The 19,966-nt window shown below is 49.1% G+C and carries 12 protein-coding genes, 2 tRNA genes and 3 rRNA genes; 14 read left to right on the top strand and 3 right to left on the bottom strand.

Features of this window, described 5'->3' with window-relative positions; translation table 11 throughout:
• Window positions 1–7: 7 nt before the first annotated feature.
• From bioA to DW039_RS11425, 3 genes are all read right to left on the bottom strand, one after another.
• Window positions 8–2,239: an adenosylmethionine--8-amino-7-oxononanoate transaminase gene (gene bioA / locus DW039_RS11440; RefSeq protein ID WP_120381961.1), complete on the bottom strand. Its 2,232-nt coding sequence runs from the start codon at window positions 2,237–2,239 to the stop codon at window positions 8–10.
• The gene (locus DW039_RS11435) at window positions 2,236–2,715 is read right to left on the bottom strand and encodes a hypothetical protein (RefSeq protein ID WP_005837403.1); all 480 of its coding nucleotides are present in this window, start codon (window positions 2,713–2,715) and stop codon (window positions 2,236–2,238) included. The genes bioA and DW039_RS11435 overlap by 4 nt, the downstream gene beginning before the upstream one ends.
• 145 nt (window positions 2,716–2,860) lie before the next feature.
• Window positions 2,861–4,882, bottom strand: a complete 2,022-nt coding sequence (locus DW039_RS11425; protein WP_120381960.1) for an LruC domain-containing protein — start codon at window positions 4,880–4,882, stop codon at window positions 2,861–2,863.
• A gap of 530 nt (window positions 4,883–5,412) precedes the next feature.
• Between DW039_RS11425 and DW039_RS11420 the strand changes: the two genes are divergently transcribed.
• The 14 genes from DW039_RS11420 (at window position 5,413) to rrf (ending at window position 19,917) form a co-directional block, all read left to right on the top strand.
• Window positions 5,413–6,408, top strand: a complete 996-nt coding sequence (locus DW039_RS11420) for a tyrosine-type recombinase/integrase (protein ID WP_098032713.1) — start codon at window positions 5,413–5,415, stop codon at window positions 6,406–6,408.
• A gap of 459 nt (window positions 6,409–6,867) precedes the next feature.
• Window positions 6,868–8,925, top strand: a complete 2,058-nt coding sequence (locus DW039_RS11415; RefSeq protein ID WP_120381959.1) for a fimbrillin family protein — start codon at window positions 6,868–6,870, stop codon at window positions 8,923–8,925.
• 350 nt (window positions 8,926–9,275) lie between these two features.
• Window positions 9,276–9,713: a hypothetical protein gene (locus DW039_RS11410; RefSeq protein WP_118264403.1), complete on the top strand. Its 438-nt coding sequence runs from the start codon at window positions 9,276–9,278 to the stop codon at window positions 9,711–9,713.
• A 320-nt stretch (window positions 9,714–10,033) separates the two neighbouring features.
• Window positions 10,034–10,336, top strand: a complete 303-nt coding sequence (locus DW039_RS11400; RefSeq protein ID WP_005831107.1) for a DUF4248 domain-containing protein — start codon at window positions 10,034–10,036, stop codon at window positions 10,334–10,336.
• Window positions 10,337–10,523: 187 nt separating this feature from the next.
• A complete protein-coding gene (locus tag DW039_RS11395; protein ID WP_008664714.1) occupies window positions 10,524–11,180 on the top strand; it encodes a hypothetical protein in 657 nt (218 codons plus the stop codon).
• On the top strand, window positions 11,170–12,549 hold the full coding sequence (gene dnaB / locus DW039_RS11390) for a replicative DNA helicase (RefSeq protein WP_057256449.1): 1,380 nt from the start codon (window positions 11,170–11,172) through the stop codon (window positions 12,547–12,549). The genes DW039_RS11395 and dnaB overlap by 11 nt, the downstream gene beginning before the upstream one ends.
• 252 nt (window positions 12,550–12,801) lie before the next feature.
• Window positions 12,802–13,314, top strand: coding sequence for an HU family DNA-binding protein (locus DW039_RS11385; RefSeq protein ID WP_005837397.1), 513 nt, complete (start codon window positions 12,802–12,804; stop codon window positions 13,312–13,314).
• Window positions 13,315–13,470: 156 nt separating this feature from the next.
• Window positions 13,471–13,572 (top strand): smalltalk protein, encoded by a 102-nt coding sequence (locus tag DW039_RS20935; RefSeq protein ID WP_005837396.1) that lies wholly within the window; start codon window positions 13,471–13,473, stop codon window positions 13,570–13,572.
• Window positions 13,573–13,618: 46 nt separating this feature from the next.
• Window positions 13,619–14,092, top strand: a complete 474-nt coding sequence (locus tag DW039_RS11380) for an N-acetylmuramoyl-L-alanine amidase (RefSeq protein WP_035448724.1) — start codon at window positions 13,619–13,621, stop codon at window positions 14,090–14,092.
• A 750-nt stretch (window positions 14,093–14,842) separates the two neighbouring features.
• Window positions 14,843–16,369, top strand: a 16S ribosomal RNA gene (locus DW039_RS11375).
• A gap of 135 nt (window positions 16,370–16,504) precedes the next feature.
• Window positions 16,505–16,578: transfer RNA gene (locus tag DW039_RS11370), tRNA-Ile, on the top strand.
• Between the two features lie 90 nt (window positions 16,579–16,668).
• A tRNA-Ala gene (locus DW039_RS11365) sits at window positions 16,669–16,742 on the top strand.
• Window positions 16,743–16,854: 112 nt separating this feature from the next.
• A 23S ribosomal RNA gene (locus tag DW039_RS11360) occupies window positions 16,855–19,734 on the top strand.
• Window positions 19,735–19,806: 72 nt separating this feature from the next.
• Window positions 19,807–19,917 (top strand): 5S ribosomal RNA (gene rrf / locus DW039_RS11355).
• The 16S, 23S and 5S rRNA genes sit together here with 2 tRNA genes alongside, the layout of an rRNA operon.
• The last annotated feature ends 49 nt before the right edge of the window (window positions 19,918–19,966 follow it).

Here is a 19,966-nt window from a genome sequence, read left to right as displayed (position 1 = left end):
TAGCATATTAGCACATTCTTATAATTTTCATCAACCCTCCCGTCAGCTTCCTCAACTGTTCCGGCTCTATAATGAACGGAGGCATCAGGTATACCAATCTTCCGAACGGGCGTACCCAGATTCCCTCCTCAACGAAGCGTTTTTGCATCCACGCCATGTCTACGGGCTTTTTTGTCTCAATCACCCCGATGGCTCCCAGCACACGTACATCCGTCACTTGCGGTAATCGGCGTGCCGGTTCAAGCTCTTCTTGTAGTTGCCGGCTGATGCGAGTCACCTTGCCTTGCCAGTCGTATTCGGGCGAGGTCAGCAGCTTCACCGAAGCGCACGCTACGGCGCATGCCAGTGGATTCCCCATAAAGGTGGGTCCGTGCATAAACACCTCCGGTGTATGGTTGGAGATGGTATCCGCCACTTCATTCGTCGTCAGTACGGCGGACAGCGTCATGTATCCGCCCGTTATGGCCTTTCCTATGCACATGATGTCCGGTTCTACACCCGCGTGCTCCCAGGCAAAGAGTTTTCCCGTCCGTCCGAAGCCCGTGGCTATCTCATCGAATATCAGCAGCAGGCCATGTTCCTTGCATATCTGTGCCGCTTCGCGCAGGTACTGGGGGTGGTAGAACCACATGCCGCCAGCGCCCTGCACCACAGGTTCGAGGATAAGCGCTGCCAGTTCCTCGTGATGCTCCTCTACCAGTTTCCGCAGTTCCACCGTATCCCGTTCATCCCATTCGCCGTGGAAGCGCGAGCGCGGCTGCGGCACGAAATAGCGCACCGGCAATGATGCCCCGAACAGCGAATGCATGCCCGTCACCGGGTCGCAGACAGACATGGCATTCCATGTATCCCCGTGATAGCCCGAACGGATAGTCACAAAATTGTTCTTCTTCGCCTTTCCCTTGCCATACCAGTACTGCACGGCCATTTTCAAGGCCACCTCTACTGCCACCGAGCCCGAGTCGGCATAGAATATCTTCTGCATGGACGGCGGGACGAGCGGTAGCAGCAACTGGCCCAGTTCAATGGCAGGGTCGTGTGTCAGCCCTCCGAACATCACATGCGACATCTTGCCCAGCTGTTCCTCTGCCGCCCGGTTCAGTGTAGGGTGGTTGTACCCGTGGACGGCGCACCACCACGACGACATTCCCTCTACGAGTGTTTCTCCGCTTTCCAGGGTGATGGTGGCGCCTTCGGCATGCTTCACCTTGTACACCGGTAGCGGGTTGGTGGTGGAGGTATAGGGGTGCCATAGGTGCTCTCTGTCGAACTGCGAGCCGCAGAACCGGTATCCGGCATCTTCTATCAGCACCTTGTCTTCCGACACTTTCGAGCCGAGCGTTGTCAGCAGGTCGCCCACGATGGCGGAGTTGATGCCGATGTGCAGCGCTTGCTTCACGGCCTCCTTGCTCAGTTGCGAGCGTCCTCCGGCAAAGCGGAGGAAAGCTGTCGGGTTGATGAAGCGGAAGAGGGCGATGGTGGTCAGTATTTCCTCCTCGCTGAGTGGTGCCTGCCGTTCCAGCGGTGTGCCGGGGATGGGGCTCAGGAGGTTGATGGGGATGGACTGTACTTCCAGCTCGCGCAGTGTGAAGGCGAATTCGATGCGTTGCTCCATGTTCTCGCCCATGCCGATGATGCCGCCGCTGCAGATGTCCATGCCTACGTTGCGGGCGGCTTGCAGGGTGCGCAGCTTCTCTTCCTGCGTGTGCGTGCTGCACAGTTGGGGAAAGTAGGAGGGGGCTGTCTCCAGGTTGCAGTGATAGCGGGTGATGCCTGCGTCGTGCAGTGCCCGCATTTCGTCTTCGTTGAGCAGTCCCAGTGATGCGCACAACTGGATGGACGAGTGCCGGCGCATGTGCCGGGCGGCTTCGCACAGTTTCTCCATGTTTCTGGAGGAGGGCTTCCGTCCACTGGTCACCAGCGAGAAACGTGCCACGCCCTGGGCTTCATTATGCAGGGCATGCCGCAGGCATTCTTCTTTGTCCACCAGGTCGTACACGTCTGCCTGGGTTTTGTAGTGCGACGACTGTGCACACCACTTGCAGTTTTCCGGGCATCGTCCGGACTTGGCATTAATGATGGAGCACATGTCGAACTCCTCCGAGGCTCGGGCCCGGGTTATCTCGTGGGCAGCTTCGTATAGCGCTTCCTTGTCGGGTTGCACAGCCAGCCATTCGGCTTCTTCCTTACTGATGTGGCTGCCGCGCAGCACTTGTTCCTTTAATTTCTGTAGGGTCATATCTTTCTTGGGTTATGTTCATGGATAAAGACAGAGGTACGGATTGCCGGGGCGGTGCAGCTCGTCATTCTGCTGCATGGCTTCCGGTAATCCGTACCTCTTGTTCTCTTTTGTTTCAGGCTATATGTGTCTTGTCCGCCCGTATTCCCGCAGGGGCGGATGAATTGTGTTTCAAAAAGAATGTGCCGGTTCGTTCCCGGCTCCGTGAGGATACTTGTCAGGACGCTGCTGCTACCCAGCGGAATGCCGGTGTCGGTTTCCCTTCCTTCCGTTTCTCCTTTCCAGGTACTCTCTTCCCCGCATCCGGCATGTCCGGCGGTTCCCGCAGTCTTCTGTTTGGACAGAGAGCTGTCTGCCACGCTTTTGCGCAGGCAACCGATGGTGACACACCGTCCTATGCTGGCAAATGCAGCGTAGGCTTTTCTGCTCCAGCGGCGGAAGCGGATGGTAGGTGCGGCGGGTGATGTATTCCTCATGTTTTTTTCAGCCTGATGCGGTTTTGTTTCCTTTTAGCGGATGCAAATGTAGAAAAAATAATTTCATAACGGTAATGGTCATGCATGAAAAAGCCGCGCAAATGCAACTATTGCGCGGCTCTTCTTTAAGCAATGTCGTAGGATTTCACTCTTTGGACGACTGGTAGTAGAGATACCAGTCATTATTGGTGGCACCATTGGACTCTACCCATTTGGCGAAATCGGGATACTCCAGGTCGATGCGTACGGTTTCCTTTGCCGGAGTGAACCGGATGGGGCCTTCCGTGCCGGTTGTGGCCGGCAGCATGATGGCGAATGGATATTTGCCGTCCTTGTTGATGTAGTAGGCATCGTCTTCGGCTCCGATTTGCTCTGCGTTGGCTTTACCGGTCGCTTTCTTCTTGGGCAGATGCACTTCTGTCCGGTTGTCGGCTCCGGCTGTATACTGGGCAATGATGAACGGGTTCAAGTCGCTCTCCAGATTCTTCTTAGGCAATGTGTTGTCTGCAAATGTACGGGTTACGGTAAATTCGTTGCCCTGCACAGACTTTGCATCGGGGAATAGGATGACAGAAGAGGTCTCTGTTTCATCGACTGCTCCGGCAGGCAGTTCTATGCTGCCTCGCTGGCTGGCCACATATTGCACGGCAAATGCGTTGGAGTATGTGGCGGCACCACTTTGCTGTACGGGTACAAAGGTGTCTTCCACCTTCAGCACATAATTGTTGCTGTTGAATGAAATGGCCCGTTTGTGTTCGATAATCACGTCGTTCAAGTCATAGTCACCGCCATTGGGCCAGATGTCTTCGTAGGCATACGTGCGGTAGGTTGTTTCGGAGCTCGTCACCGTAGGCTCTTCCGGGTCTATGACCGGACGGTCCGGGTCTTGAATGGCTTCATTGGGGTTGGCATCGATACAGAACAGTATGTCTTCGTAGCTGGTATCATCGCCATCTTCTACTCCGTAGACTACCGTGCCGTTGCTGGTGGAGAGGGAGATAAAGCGAGCTTGTTGGCCTGCATATATCTTGTTCCATTCTTTATTGGAATATATATAATTTATAGAGTAGTCGATACCTTTATTGGGGGTATATCCATTGGGGATGATGAAATATCCTATGGTATATCCTGCCGGGAATTTGGTGGAGACATTACCGTTTTCGTCCTGATACAGAAGTTGTATTTTTGTATTCTTCTGTATGGGAGCGTCATATCGGGAATATTTGTTACCACTTCCAGACCATCCGGTATACGGGTCGTCTCCTGCAATGGATGCATTGGGAATGATAATGAATTTGTCTACCTTGTCAGGGCTGTTGGGAATTTCATTGGTCTTGTAGTAATAATAGCCGATGGAAGTCAGGTAACCGGCACGTTCGGTCAGGAAGGTCAGATACAGTTCTGCATCGGTAATCGTTACGTGTTGTCCCTGGTTGTTGATATATGCTTGGGCAATGGTGGTGTTCACATGCTTTGTATCGCTCACCAAAGCTCTGTTGTCCAGATTGCTGGGTTTGCTGTCATAACCTTTCCACAGTGTGTGTTGTAACTGCTTTAAAGTTCCGTCATTGAAATTTCCCGTAGTTACAATGTCATTATTATCAATAATCTCACCGTGAGATTGTCCCCATCCAACGATGGAGTATACCCGTTCCTTCCTATCCTTTAGGTCGATAGTCAGGTTGGATTTTGCACGTGTCATGGCAGCTGAGCGAGTGTTGGCATTGTCCTCGGTCATATCTACCACCACTTTGCCGTTTTCCACATCCGCTTCCACATACATGGGGGCTCCCCAGCTTTGTGAGATGATATATACCTTTTCTGTCGCTTTGGGCAGTTCTACGTTGCCGGTGAAGCGTCCGTCTGCATCTGCAAAGATTTTAAAAAACGCTTCGCCGTTGATGGAGTAGAGGTTGTTTGTCTGATAGGTGATGGGGTCTTTTGTAAAGACCTCTATTAATGCACCTCCTGCGATTTTTCCATAATTCACGTCAAAAGCTACCTGGGCTGTTGTTGCAAAGTCAAAGTATTCGCTCTCCGGCTTTAGTTCTGTTTTTCCACGTTCGGGATTGTATAGGTCTTTTTCGGTACATCCCGTGAATATGCTGCAGGCAATTGCTGAAATGAGGGTTGCAGCACTAACTTTCGTCATAAGTCTAACTTTCATATTTTTATTGTTGTAGATTGCTTGCTTGTTTGTCTTATGAACGCTGTCTATATCACAACCGCCACCTACTTCACAGACGAGTTGTAGATACTACATTTTCTCGAGCGCTTTTTTCATGTTGCAAATATAAACATAGTATTTATAATCTACAACTTTTGGGGTTTAAAAACACTTTTGGTGGGTTAAAAAGTTGTATAAAGTGAATTGATACTAATTGGATGAATCGAATGGTGCGGGCATAAAAAAAGGCTATCTATCCCAGACAGCCAATCTTTTGTTAACCTTAAATCTAATACTATGAAAAACACATTGCAAAGATACGGTATTTTCATTGAATTCCAAATTATCGGGTATAGAAGCCGCAACTTATAACATGGTTTAAAAGACCTGTTTATTTTTTCACGCTTTGTATTGTTAATGTAAAAAGAATGAAAATGAATTTTCTTTCTTCCGTTGTAGCAAACCTTATCGATATTCCTTAGTTTTGAGTTTGTGCCCCATGTCGGGGTGCAGACTTAAAACAATCACTTATGATTTCAACATTAAAAGAGAAAGAGAGTGGGAGCGGGAATGATGTGGATTCGGCAGAACTGTCGCTCTACATGATGCAGGTAATCAAGGAACTGAATGATGAGCGCAAGCTTCCGGCGGTGCACGTCTACCTTTGTACGCTCCATTCCTTTGTCCGTTTTTCGGATGGGGGAGAGCTTCTGATGTCGGTGGTGTTCACACCTGGACGGCTAAAGGAGTACGAGACATGGCTTTTGGGGCGCCAGTTGAGCCTCCACACGGTTTCCACCTACTTACGCACGCTTCGTGCCGTCTACAATCGCTGGACTCCCCCTGGCAGCACCAGCCACAATCCCCGGCTTTTCGACGGAGTTTATACCAAGGTGGTTCCCTGCACCAAGCGCGCGCTTACGGCTCGCCAGATGCAGCGTCTGTACGATGCGGACTCGGATGCGGAGCTGACCGTGGCGCAGAAGCGTGTACTGGCCTATTTCCTGCTGATGTTCCTGCTTCGCGGCATGCCCTTCATCGACCTGGCCCATCTGCGCAAGTGCGATGTCCGCGACGGTCGCCTGGTATACTGCCGTCATAAGACCGGTCGCCAGATTACACTCCGTATTCCCCGTGAGGCACTTCGCCTGATTTATGCGTATCGGGACGATAATCCCTCATCTGCCTATTTGTTTCCTATCTTGCATACCGATGCCGGAGGGCGCAGTGGGTACGGAGGGGATTATCGCCTATACCAGCAGGCTCTGCGGCGTTTCAACCGGAGTTTGTGTTTGCTTGCCGGGCGGCTTCTTCCGGGCGTCAAAGTCAGCTCGTACACGGCGCGGCATACCTGGGCCACGCTTGCCTTCCATCGCGGTATGCTCGTCGGTCTTATCAGCCAAGCACTGGGGCACTCCTCCGTGCGGGTGACGGAGACCTATCTGAAACCCTTCGAGTACGGGCGGCTGGACGATGTCAACCGCAAGCTGATTTCTTCTGTGATAAAATGTGATAGGGAGGGATAAAACGATAAGTAGTGCTTTATAATCCAAAGTGTTATCGGTGTAATTACTTACCAAGTAACGGCATCTATTTCTTTGCAAATATGGTGTATTTTCATTAAAAAGGCAAACAATTTTTATAAAAACAACAAGCTGGCAAGTAAAAAATAGAATAGACTCTGAACGACATACTCTATTTCGGTATTTCTATATCCTTAGGCATACAACACCTTATTTCTACTTCCTTTGTCTTGAAAGCAGAAAGCCTCACTATTGTCTCCATTTTTTTTGAGAACTTCGTTGTTGACCCTAAATGACACGTTTTAGAAACGCTTTCCCTTTTCGTGCGGAATATTGCCTGCCGTTACTTGGTAAGTAATTACACTGGTTGCAGAACAGAATGAAAACACTGTTATTTTTAGCCTCCTTCCATTACGGTGAATCTATTGACAAGAATAATATCCTTTTTAAATATAAATTAGTATGAAAAAGAAAAAAGTTCTTATGTACCTCCTTGCCGTAATTTTCAGTTGGGGGGCTTCCGGATGCAGTGATGATACTGCTTCGGTGGAGATTCCTCCTTCTCCCGGAGAAGGTAAGATTACAGTAACTGCCAGAGCGGAAATGCCTCGTAATGGTATCACTACTAGATTAGGATTCGATGAAGACACAAGTGGTGGTAAACTGAAGATAGTCTGGCGCTCTTTGGATACCGGTGCCGAAACTTTTTCCGTACTTGGCGGAACGGAAAAACTGCCCCCTTCTATGTTTACCCTGACAGAGCTTGCTACCGATGCCCACACGGCTACCTTTACGGGTAAAATAACTCCTGCGGAGGGTATATCCTACTATGGTGTCTATCCGTCGCTGAATGTTTCGGAAGGTAGCGCTTTCGCTGCCACGTCCATCCCATTGGATATGACGGGCCAGAAGGGTGGTGCTCCGGATGAAAATAAGGTCTACATGGCCGCTGTGAGTCCATACAATGCAGACAGTCATACGCTGAACTTTAATTTTTCACATCTTACTTCTATTTTGAAGGTGACTTTACTGTTTCCGTTGGAATCTTCTACCAGTGTCAAGGACATGGATATTGAGGGGCTTCCCACTACCCGGGCTCTTTCCGGCGCATCGGTGAGTAGTGTTATGTTTGCTGCTTCCTCCGGTTTAGTCAGTCGGGCGAACGTTGATATTACACATACTTCGAGTGATGGAGGTGACCTTGTGCCTACATATACGACAGAAACAGAAGGCACCCTTTCTCTGAGTGGTTCTTTTACTCTTTCCTCGGATGACCATCCGTCTGCCACAGTCTACTTGCATGTCCTTCCTGGCACTCTGAGCAATCTGACGGTTGCAGCCGAGGTAGATGGAAAATACTATAAAGCCATTGTTTCACCTTCATGTATCCTTACTGCCGGTAAAATGTATACAGCTGTAGCGGATATGGAAGAATTCACTCCTATTACGGTCAAGACGACTATCAGTGCGTCTACTTATGATTATAACGATTTACCTTTGGAGGTCGGTACCTGGAAAGATGATGCTTCAGGCAGGCAGATAGCTTTGGGAGGTACTGCCATTGCCAACGGTAAGGCCGTTATATTAACTGATTTGAATGCGTATAGTGGCAAACCCATCTGGTTTTGTATTCCCAAAGTTGTGAAATATTTCCATACTCTGACTGCAGAAGAGCTTAACGGTAAGGAACTTGTCCTTCCCGACAAAGACGGTGGCAGTATATTGCCCACTTCTTCTCCCATAACGAGAGTCGATGCTCCGCAAAGTTCTATCGGTATTTATGAAAACGAGTGGATTGTTGCCCTTTATATGGGCATAAATAAGGACGGTAGTATAGAGTCTTCCGCTACTCCTATTTATTGGGCTACCGGTAATCTTATTGCTACGAAAACGGGAGAGGAATCTAGTCAGACTCCTACTACGACTGTTGCTTTTCATATAGCTACGGCTGAAGAGACGGCAGTTGAAGGTACTGTCGATTCTCCTTATGTGGCTCCCACAGGTATCATTGAAAGTGCTACGAATGGTTATTCCGCCTGCTCTATTGGTACCAAGTGGAATGTGTTCGGCTGGGGGGATGCTTCGGGACTGATGACCAGTAAGGCTGATGCTGATTATGTGTTCACTGTTACATCCAGTAATATAAGTGGTACAGAGCATGATATCTGCCATGTGCAGCTTGGAGGCAATTGGCGATTACCGGTGTACAAGAAGGAATTGAAAAACATTACTGCTATGCTGAATTTGGAAAACAGCTGGTTTTCTAACAGTGGTAATAGTGGACGTAAGTGTTCTTATACCCTTCCGGGTACTTCTGTCACCAATACCCTTGTGTTTCCGGCGGCAGGTTATCGTAGAGGTGCAAAAGCAGAGAAAAATGGAATTCGCGGATGCTATTGGAGCGGTAGTATTCTTTCTGGAGAATATTTTTGTTTCTTGGAAGTAGTGGAAAAAGAAGCCGCTGATTTGATTGATTTTGAACGTTTTTGGGGATTTACAATTCGTCCGGTTTCAGAATAGTCATGTGCTTGCTGTGATTGATCGACGCTTGTCGTTTTCAGTTGATATATGCTCAAAAAAAAGGCTATCTATCCCAGACAGCCAATCTTTTGTTAACCTTAAATCTAATACTATGAAAAACACATTGCAAAGGTACGTGTTTTCTGATAATCTCCAAATTTGCAGTAGATAATATCATGTTTTATAACAAGACTTAATGGTCATTAAGAACTTTATCTGCAATATTCATCGTACATTTGCTCCTGATATATCATCCGTTTGCCCTTTATGCATTATGCATTCGGTGCAGACGGATGATGTGTTTTCGTGAACTTATATACAGACAAACAACTATAAAACAGACGTTTATAATGAAATCAATCCAGAACAAAGGAATAAACCTCACCGCAGAAGACCTCAAAAACCGAATCGCTGACAGAAAAGAACGATATACCAAGCAGCAGGCACGACGCGAGAAATTGGAACAAACCATGGAGAACACCCGCAATGACATCGAGCAACTGGAGTATACCCTTGCACAGATGGAACGTACCGCCAAGCGCTCCCGTAATGCTGCCGTACAGCCTTCCCGTTTTGTTCCCCGCGAGCGTATCGCTAGCTTCTTTGCCCGTGTTTCCCGTTTTTTCGACCACCTTCAGCACCGCTTGCACCGTAGCTTGAACTATACTTGGTTCTGCCTTGTGCTATGCTCCCGATATACTTTTCAGAGCCGCCTGAAAAGCGTAGAACGCTGCTGTCTCACACCGGCCACGGTGCTGGGGTACTTCAAGAGGGAGAGGGAGACGTAACCAGTGACTTCGCTCTTATGGTAGAAGCAGCCTTAGGGATTAGTGCGGAACTCCTCGTTAATAGGCAGGCGAGATATAATATGGCTGTCTCTCTTAAAGAAAAATCGCTGACCGATAAGTTACATGAAATACGCAAAATGTGTGCTTCCCTATTATAGTATGAAAGTGTTGCTTTTATCAATAAGACAGTGAGGGTGTGTCATCAACCGTTTTGACACATTCATTTTTCTTGAGCAAGTTTTCTTATTGCCACTCGAACTTTCCCAGTTTTCCCTCCCATTCTAACTTTGCAACATGTTTTATTAATAAATATATGCAAAATGATAAAAGAACAAAGTTTTGAATGGCTGCTCGAGGGATGCCATCGCATTGCAGATGTGGCAGTGGCCTATTACCCAAACTACGCGTATGCCTGCTCGGCCGTAAAGGCCCTGCGCCGTTCCATTGCGGAACACGCTTGCCTGCTGAAGGATCTGACGGACCAGGGCTATACCGCCAGGACTGCCCACCTCACCCCCGTACAGATAGGCATTCTCCTGAGCTACTGGGGGATGCCCGACCACGTGAAGGATATGACCGTGAAAAATCCGTATCTTCTGGTCTCTAAAAAATATGCGAAATAGAGAATGTATTTCTAATACATTCTGATTATTTTAGTATATTATTATATAGGGTGGTGGAGGATGAGGTGAACCCCTCTCTCGCCACCTTATGTATTTCATTAATTTTTAGCCGATTCTAACTGCTTATTTGTATCCCCCTGGCTGGTCCCTTACCTTTGTCGCATTATCGAATTAAGAATAGACAAAAATGGAAAAAGAAATGAGCCCCATGACAACGGAGATGCTGAAGAAAGGCTATCTCCTCTTCCCCAAAGCCTTGTTTGAGGAACAAATGAATATGAAAACCGGAGAGAAAGCCGCCGATGCCTTCGAAGCCTTTGTCTTTGTGCTGACACACGTCAACTACAGCACGGTGACCTGCAACGTCAGGGGACACCTTTTCGACTGTGTACGTGGCGAGTCCGTACTTTCCCTGGCCCGCTGGATGGAGATATTGGGGTGGCCCCGCAACCGTACGCGCTACTTCTTCAACAAGATGTTCGACGCCGGCATCGTGGAGCGGGTGGCCAACCCCTACGTGATGCACATCCGTATCCCCGATTATGATTTCCTTACTGGCAATGCCCGTCCTAAAGCAGCCCCGCGGAAGAAGAAGGCAGCGCCGGTGGCTGGGGTGGGAGAGGACTTCTGCATCTTCTGGGAAAAGTTTCATGACATCACCGAGCATCCCAAGGTAAACATCGGCCGGGCCCGTCGCGAATGGAAAAAATTGACGGCAGGCGAGAAACAGCGGGCACTGGACAACATCGACGAATATTACGACCATCTGAACAACCAAAAATATTGTAAACAAGCCGCCACCTATCTGGCGGACAAATCTTTTGAAAATGAATATGATGACTGAAACTACTTTTTCCCACGACAGTGACCTCGAAGAAGCTGTCATCGGTGCCTGCATGATAGAGCGCGCTGCCATGCCTCTGGTGGTGGACAAACTTCGTCCCGAGATGTTCTACGAGGAGAAGAATCTGGAAATTTTTGCCGCCCTGCAATCGATGTATCGCAGCGCGAAGTCCATAGATACCATCACGCTGAAGAACGAACTGGCAGCCCGTGGCAAACTCGATGCCGTGGGCGGGCCTTACGAACTGTTACGCATCAGCTCGAAGGTCAGCTCCAGTGCTCATCTGGAGTATCATGCGCTCATCCTTAGGCAATTGCACACGCGGCGTATCATGCGTACGGGATTCCAGCAACTGCTGGCGTTCAGTGCCGACGAGTCGATGGATATTGACGACATCCTGGTGGAAGCCCATCGACTGCTGGAGGGGCTGGAGGACGAGAGCGGCGTAGCCGACCACCTTCGCTCCATAGACCGGCTGATGGACGACACGCTGGCCGAGGTGGAGCAGCGTATGGAGCACGGATGCAACGGCATTACGGGTATCCCTACGGGTTTTGACGCTCTGGACCAGGTTACGGCGGGCTGGCAGCGCGGCGACTTGAACATCCTTGCTGCCCGTCCGTCGGTGGGGAAGACGGCCTTTGCCCTCCACCTGGCCCGTGCCGCTGCCATGGCGGGGCGTCATGTGGTAGTCTTCAGCCTCGAAATGCAAGGCGAGCGCCTGGGCGACCGCTGGCTGCTTGCAGCTACGGAGGGGGTAGACCCGCAACACCTGCGTAGCGGCCAGCTCACACCTGGCGAGGTGAGGCAGGTGCATGAGGCGTCTGCCGAGTTGTCGCGGTTGCCCATACTGATAGACGACCATCCGATGACGAGCATGGACCGCGTGCGTTCTTCCGCCCGCCTGCTGAAGAGCAAGAATCGCTGTGACATGGTGATTGTGGACTATCTGCAACTATGTGACATGAGGAGTGACCAGAAAAACCGTAACCGCGAGCAGGAAGTGGCGCAGGCAAGCCGCAAGGCAAAGCTGCTGGCCAAGGAGCTGGATATCCCCGTACTGCTGCTGAGCCAGCTGAACCGGGCGAGCGACGGTAGCATAGACCATCGCCCCACCCTGAGCAACCTGCGCGAGAGCGGCGCCATAGAGCAGGATGCGGATATGGTAATGCTGCTTTGCCGCCCTGCCCTCTACGGCAAGACCGTCGATAAGAAGAGTACTTATCCCACCGATGGCCTGGGTATCGTCATCATAGCCAAGCACCGTAATGGCAAAACCGGTGAAGTCTATTTCCATCATAACCAAAGCATGACAAAACTGGTGGACTACATACCACCATTGGAGTGGCTGACGAGGAATGCAAAGTGATGGATGGAAATTTATAGAATACAGAGACACAAAGACACGGAGATTTTTCTTATTGCTTGAAAAACTCTGTGTCTCCGTGTTTTTTGTAGTAAAAAAAATGGCAAAACACTTGACTTCCGCTTCTTAATGTTGTATCTTTGTAATGTGCTTAAGAAAAGGAATAATCATTGATTCGGGCGCCCTATCCCTTCCCTTACCCACTTCTCTCTTATAACTCATTTTTCTTAACTTAAACCTTAACTTTTCAAATTTATGGATGTAATTGTAGAGCGCTTCCAGCGCCGTAAAATCGTAAGCAACCCGGCTTCGCCCATGTTGTACTATCTCCGTCAGAAACCCAAGACCTGCGGCACCGTGGACATCGATGTCCTTGCCGCCTCCATTCAGAAAAACTGTGCCATGACGAAGGGCGACGTGAAGCACGTCATCGAAGCCCTGGTGGAGGAGATTCAAGGCAACCTTGCCAACGGCGACAAGGTGAAGCTGAACCAGCTGGGCACTTTCCACATGACGTTCCGCTGTCCCGGCATGGAGGCCTCGGACAAATGTACGGTGCGCAATATCTCGAAGGTGAATATCCGCTTTATCCCCGACAAGGAGCTGAAGCTGGTGAACGGCAGTACCGCCGTGACCCGCAGCCCGGCGAATGTGGGCTTTGTGCTCGACAAGCCCGAGGAGGGCGGCTCCGGCGGCGGCAATCAAGGCGGTGGTTCCGGAGGCGGCTCCGGCGACGACGGCGACCAGGGCGAAAATCCGCTGGGATAAAGAAGGAATGATTAAGGGTTAGTGATTAATGGTTAATGAACACAAGCAAATCGCTTATCGCTAATCAATCCCTAATGATTAACCATTAATCATTAGCCCTTAATCCTTAATCACTAATCCTTAACCATTAATTCTTAACCATTAATCCTTAATTTTATGAGTACAAAATCATCTGTTTGGGATAAGATTCTGAAAGTGATAATCGCTGTAGCCTCCGCGCTTATTGGTGCCCTGAGCGCCCATGCCATGACAGTGTAGCGGGTTTCCTTCACTTTTAATTTTTAATTTCTAATTTTTAATTCTCATGAGATTCATCAATCTTATCGTCGTCCATTGTTCCGCCACCCGCTGCGACCGCTGCTATACGGAGCACGACTTGACGACAGACCACCTGCGCCGGGGCTTCTCCGGCGCAGGTTATCATTTTTATATCCGCAAGAACGGTGACATCAAGTCCCTGCGTCCCTTGTCCCTGCCTGGTGCCCATGTCCGGGGTTGGAATGCAGGTAGCATCGGTGTCTGCTACGAAGGCGGTCTTGACGAGTGCGGTCGCCCTGCCGATACACGCACCCTTTTTCAAAAGCACTCCCTGCGTGTGCTTGTGTTGCTGCTGCTGAAGGATTATCCCGGTTCCCGGCTTTGCGGTCACCGCGACCTGAGCCCCGACCTGAACCATAACGGGGAGATAGAGCCGGAAGAGTGGGTGAAACAATGTCCCTGCTTTGATGCGGCGACTATACTGACAGAACCGCCACCACCCAATCCGGCATGCTTATAAAATGTTTTTATTCTCTTTCTTCGTGCTCTTCGCGCGCACGTATATATATAATGTATAGTTATTTTCTCTCTTTTTCCTTTCTTCAAAATTGTTCATGCGAAATGCATTTATGAATCAGTAAGTTACAAAAAAGTTTCATTTTTATTAAAAAAAATGATAGATATGTTTGGCTTGTATTGTTAAATCCTATACCTTTGCACCCGCTTTCCAAGAGAAGGAAAGTGGTAAGATTGAAATACTGAAACAGAAGTGTGGAAGGTGACACAGAGAAATAAAAAGAGATAAAAATATTTTTCGAAAAACATTTGGAACTTATTAATAATTCTCCTTATTTTTGCAGTCCGACTCGCAAAGAAAAAGAACTTTTCTTGTTTTGCTTTTCTTATCCTTGTTTAAAGGATTTGAAAATACAGAAAAGAGAAAAAATAAAAAAAACTTCCGAAAATATTTGGAAGATATGCTTTAAAGTTCTTACCTTTGCATCCGCTTTCTGAAAAGAACAGCAATCGTGAAACGAGCGATCTTTGAACAGATTTACATAAACAATACAAGTAGTACAAGAGCAGGTGCTTCGCAAATTAATAATTGGAAACTAATGATTAAGGCGCGTCGTACCTGGGTAAAACAAAAGAACCGTCAATACCTGTTTTATATAAATAGGTAAAGATAAACTTTTTGAATTCGAGCGTCCTGAACAGATAATTAAGCTGTCGCACTTTAATTTTTAATATGCGCAGTCAAGATACTTTTACAATGAAGAGTTTGATCCTGGCTCAGGATGAACGCTAGCTACAGGCTTAACACATGCAAGTCGAGGGGCAGCATGAACTTAGCTTGCTAAGTTTGATGGCGACCGGCGCACGGGTGAGTAACACGTATCCAACCTGCCGATGACTCGGGGATAGCCTTTCGAAAGAAAGATTAATACCCGATGGCATAGTTCTTCCGCATGGTGGAACTATTAAAGAATTTCGGTCATCGATGGGGATGCGTTCCATTAGGTTGTTGGCGGGGTAACGGCCCACCAAGCCTTCGATGGATAGGGGTTCTGAGAGGAAGGTCCCCCACATTGGAACTGAGACACGGTCCAAACTCCTACGGGAGGCAGCAGTGAGGAATATTGGTCAATGGACGAGAGTCTGAACCAGCCAAGTAGCGTGAAGGATGACTGCCCTATGGGTTGTAAACTTCTTTTATACGGGAATAAAGTGAGGCACGTGTGCCTTTTTGTATGTACCGTATGAATAAGGATCGGCTAACTCCGTGCCAGCAGCCGCGGTAATACGGAGGATCCGAGCGTTATCCGGATTTATTGGGTTTAAAGGGAGCGTAGGCGGACGCTTAAGTCAGTTGTGAAAGTTTGCGGCTCAACCGTAAAATTGCAGTTGATACTGGGTGTCTTGAGTACAGTAGAGGCAGGCGGAATTCGTGGTGTAGCGGTGAAATGCTTAGATATCACGAAGAACTCCGATTGCGAAGGCAGCCTGCTGGACTGTAACTGACGCTGATGCTCGAAAGTGTGGGTATCAAACAGGATTAGATACCCTGGTAGTCCACACAGTAAACGATGAATACTCGCTGTTTGCGATATACAGTAAGCGGCCAAGCGAAAGCGTTAAGTATTCCACCTGGGGAGTACGCCGGCAACGGTGAAACTCAAAGGAATTGACGGGGGCCCGCACAAGCGGAGGAACATGTGGTTTAATTCGATGATACGCGAGGAACCTTACCCGGGCTTGAATTGCAACTGAATGATGTGGAGACATGTCAGCCGCAAGGCAGTTGTGAAGGTGCTGCATGGTTGTCGTCAGCTCGTGCCGTGAGGTGTCGGCTTAAGTGCCATAACGAGCGCAACCCTTATCGATAGTTACCATCAGGTTATGCTGGGGACTCTGTCGAGACTGCCGTCGTAAGATGTGAGGAAGGTAGGGATGACGTCAAATCAGCACGGCCCTTACGTCCGGGGCTACACACGTGTTACAATGGGGGGTACAGAAGGCAGCTACACGGCGACGTGATGCTAATCCCTAAAGCCTCTCTCAGTTCGGATTGGAGTCTGCAACCCGACTCCATGAAGCTGGATTCGCTAGTAATCGCGCATCAGCCACGGCGCGGTGAATACGTTCCCGGGCCTTGTACACACCGCCCGTCAAGCCATGAAAGCCGGGGGTACCTGAAGTGCGTAACCGCAAGGAGCGCCCTAGGGTAAAACTGGTGATTGGGGCTAAGTCGTAACAAGGTAGCCGTACCGGAAGGTGCGGCTGGAACACCTCCTTTCTGGAGTGACGTCTCGACTCGATCGTTGGTTCTTGAAGTTATGCTTCCATAAGAACCTCTTGTACTGCGCGTACTTGTTTATTAAAATATACGAGAAAAGTAGAAGCCGAGCCGTAAGGCGAGGGTTTGACTGACAGTCCTATAGCTCAGTTGGTTAGAGCGCTACACTGATAATGTAGAGGTCGGCAGTTCAACTCTGCCTGGGACTACTTCAAAGTTGAAAGCTGAAAATTGAAAACTGAAAATCGGGAACTCTCCGGATTTTCCACTTTCCACTTTCCGTTTTCCACTTATAAGAAGGGGGATTAGCTCAGCTGGCTAGAGCACCTGCTTTGCACGCAGGGGGTCAACGGTTCGAATCCGTTATTCTCCACTCCGTTTTGATTATTGTTTTATAATTGAAACACCGTTCTTTGACATGATGTGACCAAAAAAAGTAAAGTTAAAAGCTGAAAGTATATATCGACCATACGTGATCGGTAAGACAAAAAGTAAGTAAGGGCACATGGCGGATGCCTTGGCTCTCGGAGGCGATGAAGGACGTGATAAGCTGCGATAAGCTGCGGGTAGGTGCAAATGACCTTTGATCCGCGGATTTCCGAATGGGACAACCCGGTACCTTGAAGAGGTACCATTCCACAATGTGGAAGGCTAACGCAGGGAACTGAAACATCTTAGTACCTGCAGGAAAAGAAAATAAACAATGATTCCCCCAGTAGTGGCGAGCGAACGGGGAACAGCCCAAACCACCCATGTTACGGCATGTGTGGGGTTGTAGGACCACGTCGTGGCAAGAAAGTTGGTGAGCAGAATGTTCTGGAAAGTACAGCCATAGAGCATGACAGCTGCGTATGCGAAGCCAAGCGAAGCCTAGTGGTATCCTGAGTAGCGCGGAGCACGAGGAATTCTGCGTGAATCTGCCGGGACCATCCGGTAAGGCTAAATACTCCCGAGAGACCGATAGTGAACCAGTACTGTGAAGGAAAGGTGAAAAGCACTTCGAACAGAAGAGTGAAATAGTTCCTGAAACCATGTGCCTACAAGCGGTCGGAGCACCTTCTGGTGTGACGGCGTGCCTTTTGCATAATGAACCTACGAGTTACTTTTTCCGGCGAGGTTAAGGATTTCAGATCTGCAGCCGAAGCGAAAGCGAGTCTGAACAGGGCGTATAGTCGGAAGGAGTAGACGCGAAACCAAGTGATCTACCCTTGGGCAGGTTGAAGGATGGGTAACACCATCTGGAGGACCGAACCAATAAGCGTTGAAAAGCTTCTGGATGACCTGAGGGTGGGGGTGAAAGGCTAATCAAACTTGGAGATAGCTCGTACTCCCCGAAATGCATTTAGGTGCAGCCTTGACTTATACTGGCATGAGGTAGAGCGACTGATAAGATGCGAGGGCTTCACCGCCTATCAAGTCTTGACAAACTCCGAATGCGTGTCAGTTCTATGTCAGGAGTGAGGGCATGGGTGCTAAGGTCCATGTCCTAAAGGAGAACAATCCGGACCAACAGCTAAGGTCCCGAAATGAATACTAAGTTGAACTAACGAAGTCAGATTGCTAAGACAGCTAGGATGTTGGCTTGGAAGCAGCCATTCATTTAAAGAGTGCGTAACAGCTCACTAGTCGAGGAGTTTGGCGTGGATAATAATCGGGCATAAGTATTCTACCGAAGCTTTGGGATGAGAAATCATCGGTAGGGGAGCATTCCACTCTGCGTCGAAGGTGAAGCGCGAGCTTTGCTGGAGCGTGTGGAAAAGCAAATGTAGGTATAAGTAACGATAAAGGGGGTGGGAAACCCCCTCGCCGAAAGACTAAGGTTTCCTGATCAACGCTAATCGGATCAGGGTAAGTCGGGTCCTAAGGCTCAGCCGAACGGCGAGGCCGATGGCAGAACCGGTTAATATTCCGGTACTACCTGTGGGAGTGACGTGGAGACGGAGTCGTGACAGCGCCGCGGACTGACGGAATAGTCCGTTGAAGGGTGTAGATGCTGATTGTTCCAGGCAAATCCGGAGCAAGAGTCGAACCTGACAGTATGGAGCGTTCTTAGAACAATCCAATAGTGCGTGTAATCATACTTCCAAGAAAATCCGCTAAACTTAATCCTGCAGGTACCCGTACCGCAAACGGACACACGTAGTCGGGTTGAATATACTAAGGCGCTTGAGTGATTCACGGTTAAGGAACTAGGCAAACTGACCCTGTAACTTCGGGATAAAGGGTCCTCGCTTTACGGCGAGGCGCAGAGAATAGGTCCAGGCAACTGTTTAACAAAAACACAGGGCTGTGCAAAATTGAAAGATGAAGTATACAGCCTGACACCTGCCCGGTGCTGGAAGGTTAAGAGGAGATGTCATCGCAAGAGAAGCATTGAATTGAAGCCCCAGTAAACGGCGGCCGTAACTATAACGGTCCTAAGGTAGCGAAATTCCTTGTCGGGTAAGTTCCGACCTGCACGAATGGTGTAATGATCTGGACGCTGTCTCAACCGTGAGCTCAGTGAAATTGTAGTATCGGTGAAGATGCCGATTACCCGCGATGGGACGAAAAGACCCCGTGAACCTTTACTATAGCTTAACATTGAATTTGGGTAATTGATGTGTAGGATAGGCCGGAGGCTTCGAAGCGGGCACGCCAGTGTCCGTGGAGCCGCTGTTGAAATACGGCCCTTTGATTATTTGAGTTCTAACCCGTTGTTGCGGGGACACTGTTTGGTGGGTAGTTTGACTGGGGTGGTCGCCTCCAAAAGTGTAACGGAGGCTTCTAAAGGTGCCCTCACGACGATTGGTAACCGTCGGCAGAGTGTAATGGCATAAGGGCGCTTGACTGGGAGACTTACAAGTCGATCAGGTAGGAAACTAGAGCATAGTGATCCGGTGTTTCTGTATGGAAAGGACATCGCTCAAAGGATAAAAGGTACTCCGGGGATAACAGGCTGATCCCTCCCAAGAGCTCATATCGACGGAGGGGTTTGGCACCTCGATGTCGGCTCGTCACATCCTGGGGCTGGAGAAGGTCCCAAGGGTTGGGCTGTTCGCCCATTAAAGTGGCACGCGAGCTGGGTTCAGAACGTCGTGAGACAGTTCGGTCTCTATCTATCGTGGGCGCATGAAATTTGCGTGGCTCTGACACTAGTACGAGAGGACCGTGTTGGACTGACCTCTGGTTTACCGGTTGTGCCGCCAGGTGCATTGCCGGGTATCTAAGTCGGGATTGGATAAGTGCTGAAAGCATCTAAGTACGAAGCCAGCCACAAGATTAGATTTCTCAGGGTCGTTGTAGACTACAACGTCGATAGGATGCAGGTGTACAGGCAGCGATGTCATAGCCGAGCATTACTAATTGCCCGTCCACTTTTTGCCTTCCGTGTATGGAGGTATATACGTTCAGCAATATATGGACACTTTACTTTTTTCTCATCATGTCTGCCTTATTCAGGTGACTACAGCACCGGGGTTCCACCTCTTCCCATTCCGAACAGAGAAGTTAAGCCCGGTCACGCCGATGGTACTGCGTAACAGTGGGAGAGTAGGTAGTCGCCGTTTTCAGAAGAAGCCTCCGTGTCTGATAAGGATACGGAGGCTTTGTTCGTTT

It is taken from the genome of Bacteroides sp. AF39-16AC (assembly GCF_003602735.1).
In the GTDB taxonomy this organism is placed as follows: domain Bacteria; phylum Bacteroidota; class Bacteroidia; order Bacteroidales; family Bacteroidaceae; genus Bacteroides; species Bacteroides uniformis.
Note: the sequence above shows the minus strand (reverse complement) of the source record. Positions and strands in the feature narration are given on the sequence as shown.

Excerpts from the sequence above, each read along its gene's own strand:
- DW039_RS11420 (WP_098032713.1), top strand. The coding sequence starts at position 5,413 with ATGATTTCAACATTAAAAGAGAAAGAGAGTGGGAGCGGGAATGATGTG.
- DW039_RS11425 (WP_120381960.1), bottom strand. The coding sequence starts at position 4,882 with ATGAAAGTTAGACTTATGACGAAAGTTAGTGCTGCAACCCTCATTTCA.
- bioA (WP_120381961.1), bottom strand. The coding sequence starts at position 2,239 with ATGACCCTACAGAAATTAAAGGAACAAGTGCTGCGCGGCAGCCACATC.
- DW039_RS11380 (WP_035448724.1), top strand. The coding sequence starts at position 13,619 with ATGAGATTCATCAATCTTATCGTCGTCCATTGTTCCGCCACCCGCTGC.
- DW039_RS11415 (WP_120381959.1), top strand. The coding sequence starts at position 6,868 with ATGAAAAAGAAAAAAGTTCTTATGTACCTCCTTGCCGTAATTTTCAGT.
- DW039_RS11400 (WP_005831107.1), top strand. The coding sequence starts at position 10,034 with ATGATAAAAGAACAAAGTTTTGAATGGCTGCTCGAGGGATGCCATCGC.
- DW039_RS11395 (WP_008664714.1), top strand. The coding sequence starts at position 10,524 with ATGGAAAAAGAAATGAGCCCCATGACAACGGAGATGCTGAAGAAAGGC.
- DW039_RS11385 (WP_005837397.1), top strand. The coding sequence starts at position 12,802 with ATGGATGTAATTGTAGAGCGCTTCCAGCGCCGTAAAATCGTAAGCAAC.
- DW039_RS11435 (WP_005837403.1), bottom strand. The coding sequence starts at position 2,715 with ATGAGGAATACATCACCCGCCGCACCTACCATCCGCTTCCGCCGCTGG.
- dnaB (WP_057256449.1), top strand. The coding sequence starts at position 11,170 with ATGATGACTGAAACTACTTTTTCCCACGACAGTGACCTCGAAGAAGCT.
- DW039_RS20935 (WP_005837396.1), top strand. The coding sequence starts at position 13,471 with ATGAGTACAAAATCATCTGTTTGGGATAAGATTCTGAAAGTGATAATC.
- DW039_RS11410 (WP_118264403.1), top strand. The coding sequence starts at position 9,276 with ATGAAATCAATCCAGAACAAAGGAATAAACCTCACCGCAGAAGACCTC.